The 5,227-nt window shown below is 34.2% G+C and carries 6 protein-coding genes and 1 pseudogene; all 7 read right to left on the bottom strand.

From position 1 onward, the window contains the following. Positions 1-395: pseudogene (locus AC1DSL_RS15570) on the bottom strand (hypothetical protein); the annotation flags it as partial. A gap of 594 nt (positions 396-989) precedes the next feature. After that, positions 990-1,352: a hypothetical protein gene (locus AC1DSL_RS15565; RefSeq protein ID WP_477532878.1), complete on the bottom strand. Its 363-nt coding sequence runs from the start codon at positions 1,350-1,352 to the stop codon at positions 990-992. 440 nt (positions 1,353-1,792) lie between these two features. Continuing rightward, complete coding sequence (locus AC1DSL_RS15560; protein ID WP_477532877.1) at positions 1,793-1,996, bottom strand: hypothetical protein; 204 nt, start codon at positions 1,994-1,996, stop codon at positions 1,793-1,795. Between the two features lie 144 nt (positions 1,997-2,140). Further along, positions 2,141-2,425 carry a DUF3784 domain-containing protein gene (locus AC1DSL_RS15555; RefSeq protein ID WP_477532876.1) on the bottom strand — a complete coding sequence of 95 codons (285 nt, stop codon included), beginning with the start codon at positions 2,423-2,425 and terminating at the stop codon, positions 2,141-2,143. A gap of 94 nt (positions 2,426-2,519) precedes the next feature. After that, positions 2,520-2,660 carry a hypothetical protein gene (locus AC1DSL_RS15550; RefSeq protein ID WP_477532875.1) on the bottom strand — a complete coding sequence of 47 codons (141 nt, stop codon included), beginning with the start codon at positions 2,658-2,660 and terminating at the stop codon, positions 2,520-2,522. After that, positions 2,657-3,037, bottom strand: coding sequence for a hypothetical protein (locus AC1DSL_RS15545; protein ID WP_477532874.1), 381 nt, complete (start codon positions 3,035-3,037; stop codon positions 2,657-2,659). The genes AC1DSL_RS15550 and AC1DSL_RS15545 overlap by 4 nt, the downstream gene beginning before the upstream one ends. A gap of 309 nt (positions 3,038-3,346) precedes the next feature. Continuing rightward, positions 3,347-5,227, bottom strand: a 1,881-nt coding sequence (locus AC1DSL_RS15540) for a dockerin type I domain-containing protein (RefSeq protein WP_477532873.1), incomplete at its 5' end; no start/stop codon positions are given.

Raw genomic sequence — 5,227 nt, 5'->3', positions numbered from 1 at the left:
CTTCCTGTATTATCGCTAAATTCATTTATTGTAACACTGAAGTTAATATGCTCGTTATATCCATTTGCAACTGCTATGACAGTAACTTCCCCCATGTTTTTCATTGGGAACCTAGGGTCCTTGTGAACTGTAACAGGTATTTTTGCTTCTCCATCAGAATTTGTTAATTCTGTTCCGATTATCTCACCTAATGAATTTATCACAATAATTCGAGCGTTACTAATTGGTGTACCATGTTCTTCAAAAGTTGTTGTTACTTTAGCAGATAATGTTGCTAATACTGTGTTTTCATTTGTCTCTGCAAACTTTGCTTTTGTTGAACTTTCCCAATTTACATATAACACTGTTGTTAAACTTAATAGCRAMAGYAAAAAWAWWACTGATATTTTTTTCATCTAATCACCTACCTAATTTTAAGGTAGTATTTCCTTGAGATAAGACAATATTCTTAGTGAACTAACCTATCTCGTTAGTTGAGTAGGAAAAGGCTTCACTCCTTCTTGAAGTAAAGCACCCGTTAGTGAAATAAGCTACTGCTGCACTTATTGTGCAATCGCTCTTTTGTTTATATATCTAGTGTTATTACAATTATTATGATGAAAGCCAACGTGAAGAAAATACCCCTTATTATAACGGAACGCTTTACGAATGCCTCATCTACTTTAGGTTTCTCTAAATATGCTGATTTATGCCATAAACGAATAGCCTCTGTTGGGTTTTTATATTGCCAAATCGAAATAACATAGAATGCAATGACTACGATAAAAAATAAAATTGTTTTAAATATATAATCCCCCTCCTACCCCCGTTACTTTAATAACTTCAAAACCAATTTCATTTCCATTTTCACTTAATTTTACAATTCCGAATAAGAAAACAATCCATTGTTCCTTATTGAACAATACTGCTCCGTTAATTCAATAAGAAAAGAGCTGACAATCAGCCCGATGATCTTAACTAAAGCCCTGTTAGTTAAAGATCATTCAAGTCTATTCACCCGGCATATAGCCTATTACTTCATTGGTTTCGGGGTCAACAAGTATTAAAGGTGGACCAACTACAACGTTCTCTTGGTCTTCAAAGGATACCCTTAATACCTCTTTCCCTTCATAAGTTTTATCCAGCAATTCATAGCTATTACTAGCAATCGTTTTTTTCACATCAGCACTTTTCCAGTCTTCTAAAGCACTGCCGCCCCAACCTTTTTCTTCGATGATATCCCAAGCAACTTTTCTAATTCTTTCATAGCTATCTGTGTCTTTGGAATTCACTTCATCTTGTTTAGTCGAACAACCACAAATCAGTAAAATTGATAATACTGTTAATGTTAAGTATAAAAATCTTAACTTCATTCACTTGGCACCCCTTTTTAAAATCAGTTGTTCTTCAACTAAACTGTTCCGTTAGTTAAAGAAGCTATTGCATATAATCATATTTGATTTCTATTTATGTATTTAATTGAAATCACAGTAGCTATAATTGCAACTATAAAAATACTAAGTGGATACATAAGCTGTAACAGTAAATTGTGATCAGGGCTCGTTATCCAACCTACGTACTTCTCAGCCAAGGTATAAATAACATAGAAGTAAATTACAAACACAAAGATGTTTACAAATTTATTCATGAATTAAGACATCCCCCTTTCCCTTTGCTAATTTATCTTCCTCAACTATACTGCCTCGTTAGTTCAACAAGAAAAAATGCTTTACTCCTTCTTGAAGTAAAGCACTCGTTAATTGAAGAGTGGAACATCAACAAATAATACACAAGGTATTATTCTTGTACCTTTTTAACCAATCCGATTGTATGTACTATTTTTTAAATCAAAAATTGCAAAAGTACCACATATGCAGACCCCTAAAATCATTATTGCTGTAAAAAACCAACCTTCTCCCCAAGTAACTATCAAAGAATATAAACATCCCAAAGCAACAGCTAATGAACCATATTTCTTTCTCCATTTTTCTAGTTTCGATTGTTTTTTTTCTTCCAAAGTTTTATTCCCCACAATCCTGGTCGTTAGCACAATAGCGGTTGCTCTTACTGAACAAACGCACCCGTTAGTTGAAGTACAATCCTTCACAAATGTTTAAATAATTTTTTCAAATTAACTATTCAAGTATTAACTGATAAACATTTACTTTTTAAATAGATTCCCTGTATTAGCATATATAAGCGTAAACACGACTATACCGATAAATAATATGAGACCAAAAACAAATAACCAATTGTTTTCATATGCTTCACTAAGTACCCAAAATACCATACTGAATGATAAAGCGAACATCATTTTCCCCATAAACTTACAGAATGCAACCGTATCATATTTTTCTTTTTCTTCTTGTGGCAACGTGTTAAATCCAGCAATTAAAAATGAGCCTTTACCCTTTGATAGAATAATTCCTAACATCACGAATAACACGATGATTATAGTTGTTCCAAATATAATAACCCCTCCTTGCTACCTATTACATTATTACGATTAGATTTTAGAAATGTTTCATTTTTTAATTAAATTAATGTTTAGTTGAATCCCTTAATTCTTTGGATAAATGTTCTTTCGCCTGTTTTAGTAGGATTTCTTGCTGCTTCAGCTTTGTATAGTGTCCAGCAGTTACATGTTCAACAAAGCCATCTACAGGAGTCCTTTTGGTCATGATACAAACATTCCTTCCTGTACGCCATCCATGTTAAATAAATCGTATGGTTTCGGTAAGAAAGGGGCTGCCACTTCTTCAATACGAGCCATTAGCCTATACAACTGCTTGGCTTGAATGAAGCGGTTTCGTATTTGTATGTTGATGTCTCCATTGGGTAGCAATTCTAGACCAATGCCATCATGTTCATATAAACCGTAGAGAGATCCTCGTTGATAACCCGCTTTTTCTGCTCGTTTAATTAATTCAATTTGACTAAGCTCTGTTTGATGTACCCATTCTATTCCACTGATACTCGGTGAGAAGCGGGCCATACTCTGATCAAAGAGATACTGACAGGATTCTACACTCCCTGTAAAGAGAACGCGGTATCCCATTGATTCTCGGCCAACGGACGCAAAAAGCTACTTTTGACTCCAGAATTTGGAACCATTTTTTATCTAAATCATAATAAGGTTTGGGATTAGTAAAAACAGCCATACTCGAAACCAATTCGTATAGAGGATGAAATTCTATTTCTATTTGGTAGGTCATTGTTGGTAATCCCCTTAAAAAATGTTTTAGTAAATAGAAAATAAATGATTTAGTACTTGATTCATGTTCACCTGTATCTGCTGGATTGAAATAAATAAAAAGGGCAGCACTCTAAATGAGCACTACCCTTTATCAATATTAGCTTGTAATGATTAATTGATCCCTAGTGCTTGCTTAATAGACTCCATTGTTTTTCCATTGAACTCTTTTACAGCGGTAGGGGTATCTACTATATAATTGTTTTCTTTTAAATAATTAGCCTCAAGTAGCTTGAAATCCTTTGCATCAACCGTTTTATCAAAGTTTAGATCACAATCACGGTTGTTCGTTCCCCAATTTTGTTGAAGCAAAATCACGTCATGAATATCGATCACATGATCTTTATTAATATCCCCTGCATATTCTCTTACTGTTGAGTAGCCAATATTCTCGCCAATATACTTATCCCCGTCTTTTCGACCAACTTCTAATGGCGTGTAAGTAGTAAAATGACCAGGGACATCAATGATGACCGTATATACTTGTTCAGAAATTGGCAGGTTTTTAAAAACAATGTCTCCAGATTTTTGAATTTCCCCATTGTACAATTGACCATTGGAGTCTTCCAGTTTAGCTTGTGCACCAATGGTTGTGTAGTCAATTGCAAAATTAAAGCCGCCGTTTGCATTTAATAACCCTTGAGCATTGATTTTCGCTGTAGCTGTTGAATAGGCTGAATAGCTTGGTAATAAACCGATTTCGAAATATGGGTTTACCGTTTTACCACTTAGATCTTGATAAGTAGATGAATTGACAAAAAAGAATGTATTATTTACATTTACATATTCATTTGCGTTCGTATCTACTTGAACATCAAATAATGGCAAATCACCAGTTAACCCATCTCCAGGTGCTTTTATATTAATCGTATTCATTTTGCTTCCAGTCCCAGTTGTGGTAGCTGTAAACAGTGTATCATTTGGCAAAGACAGACTTTTATTAATTACTACGGAATTAAAATATCTTGATGTGTAATCGAACTTGATAGTTAAATCTTTTGCATTTTGCAAACCATGAGCATAGAAGGTATAGGTTAATTGATCCCCCATAGTAAACGACTCTTTATTTGGTTTAGCGTAAATATATTGTGTCCCCGATTTCATATAATATATGACTTTCGCGATTGCTGTGTTCCCAGCCTTATCCGCACCTACAAATTGGAGCTTATTTACTGAATTAAAACCAGGATCAACTGAAATTTCTTTAGTAAACTTGCCATTTACATCGGTAGGAATGCCCCACGCTGGAGAGTTAGGTCCGTACCAAACATTATTATCGGTTTGATTTACATCGATGCCATTATCTTCCATTATGACTGCGTCACTATTGTACACACTTCCAGACAATGTAACTGTTTTTTGACCAGGTGCCAATTCAACGAATGGAAGATCTCCTTTAGGCAAAGCATTTGTATCATCTAAAGTAAATGTTGGGACATTATTATCAATGTACACTTGATCGGTCTTTGTATATTGCTTTCCTTCAAGATTGGTTCCAATGACCTTTATTTTATATAACCCATCTGTTGCTAATATGGAGGCACTTGCTATTGGTTTTTTTGTATTCCCTGTAAATGGAAAATACCTTCCAGTAAATGCACTTTGAATATATAAATCCAGATCAATTCCTGCACCAGAAGCATCAACTGTTCTAATTAAACCCATATCTTTATTTGTCTTTGAATCAACTAGAATAAAATCTAATGTTTTCATTGGTGAATTTAATCTAAAATCTAAATCCGTATTCTTTATACTGTAAGGACTCTGTTGACGATTTGTAGCAATATTTGGTGAGAAGACTTTGAAATATTCGAAACCTTCTTCCACTAGACGGAAACCAAATGGAATTTGATAATGATGAGTCGGATCTTTTTCATCCACAAAATGAATATATCCTTCGTACGTGCATGTTTTTGCAGTTGTTGGAATTAACAGTGTGACAGGAATACTTTCGTGGCTATTCTTTTTATTTTTAAAATCCTCAGGCAACACTAG

Source organism: Paenisporosarcina sp. P4_D4, from assembly GCF_056401835.1.
The sequence above is the reverse complement of the archived record's forward strand: the minus strand, read 5'-3'. Positions and strand labels throughout refer to the sequence as shown.

What these genes read in the sequence shown, in the direction of transcription:
- AC1DSL_RS15565 (WP_477532878.1), bottom strand. Translation starts at nt 1,352, where the DNA reads ATGAAGTTAAGATTTTTATACTTAACATTAACAGTATTATCAATTTTA.
- AC1DSL_RS15550 (WP_477532875.1), bottom strand. Translation starts at nt 2,660, where the DNA reads ATGACCAAAAGGACTCCTGTAGATGGCTTTGTTGAACATGTAACTGCT.
- AC1DSL_RS15545 (WP_477532874.1), bottom strand. Translation starts at nt 3,037, where the DNA reads ATGGGATACCGCGTTCTCTTTACAGGGAGTGTAGAATCCTGTCAGTAT.